General features: G+C 67.2%; 2 protein-coding genes. Both read left to right on the top strand.

The features are described 5' to 3' along the window. Nucleotides 1–349: heterodisulfide reductase-related iron-sulfur binding cluster (locus FP421_RS14220; RefSeq protein WP_201288858.1), on the top strand; the 349-nt coding region annotated here is incomplete at its 5' end. Then, nucleotides 342–546, top strand: a 205-nt coding sequence (locus FP421_RS14215) for an NAD(P)-binding domain-containing protein (RefSeq protein ID WP_159951761.1), incomplete at its 3' end; no start/stop codon positions are given. The genes FP421_RS14220 and FP421_RS14215, both read left to right, overlap by 8 nt.

Raw genomic sequence — 546 nt, 5'->3', positions numbered from 1 at the left:
CTCGCTCGGGCGGGGGCGTCGGGTCGCCTTCCACTCGCCCTGCAGCCTGCAGCATGGGCAGCAGCTCAAGCTGGTCGCCGAGCCGAGCAAGGATCTGCTCGGCTTCGTCCCGACGCCGGTGCCCGATGGTCATCTGTGCTGCGGATCGGCTGGGACCTATTCGATCACCCAGCCGCGGCTGTCGGCGCAGCTGAAAACGAGAAAGCTCGAAGCCCTCGCGTCCGGCACCCCGGATGTGATCGCCACGGCCAACATCGGCTGCCAGCTCCAACTGGGCTCGGACGCCGAGGTTTCCGTCGTGCACTGGCTGGAACTCCTGGACGCGAACGAGGCGCAAACCAATGACTGAGACCCTGGGTTTCATCGGTCTGGGCATCATGGGCCGGCCCATGGCGCTGAATCTGCGACGCGCCGGCCATCCGCTCGTCGTTCATGCGCGCAGGCCAGAATCCATGCGCCCGCTCGCGGATGCCGGAGCCACCACCTGCGCCAGCCCCGCGGAGGTGGCGCGCCAGGCGGATATCGTCTTTACGATGGTGTCGGATA

Origin of the sequence: Polaribacter septentrionalilitoris (assembly GCF_009832745.1) — a bacterium.
Taxonomy (GTDB): Bacteria; Bacteroidota; Bacteroidia; order Flavobacteriales; family Flavobacteriaceae; genus Polaribacter; species Polaribacter septentrionalilitoris.
This window is presented reverse-complemented; position numbering and strand designations above follow the sequence as displayed.